The sequence below is a fragment of the Marinobacter sp. UBA2498 genome (genome assembly GCF_002341575.1).
Taxonomy (GTDB): Bacteria; Pseudomonadota; Gammaproteobacteria; order Pseudomonadales; family Oleiphilaceae; genus Marinobacter; species Marinobacter manganoxydans.
In genome coordinates this window covers 1-358 of the sequence record NZ_DDOI01000143.1, presented here as the reverse complement: position 1 = coordinate 358, position 358 = coordinate 1, and the positions used below count along the sequence as shown (strand labels likewise).

The window sequence follows — 358 nt, the reverse complement described above, 5'->3', positions numbered from 1 at the left end:
GGTGGGTCAGCTTGAACCAGGCACGGGCGAAGCAGTCTTTGAAGTACTCGGGATCTGCCATGAACTTCTCGCAGATTGCGCGGTACTTCGGATCTACCTTCATTGCCATGTCGGCATCGGTCATCATCGGCTTGCGACGGACGGACGGATCAGTCGGATCAACCGGCATGTGCTCTTCTTTGATGTCGATCGGCTCCCACTGGTTCGCACCAGCCGGGCTCTTGGTCAGCTGCCACTCGTAGCCAAACAGCAGATCAAAGTAGCCCATGTCGAACTTGGTCGGATTCGAGGTCCAGGCACCTTCGATGCCAGAGGTAACCGCGTTGGTCGCCTTGCCGTCGAGGTTCGGGTTCATCCA

1 pseudogene is annotated in these 358 nt (G+C 57.5%); it reads right to left on the bottom strand.

The features are described 5' to 3' along the window. A pseudogene (locus B2W52_RS19615) lies at positions 1 to 358 on the bottom strand (catalase-peroxidase); the annotation flags it as partial.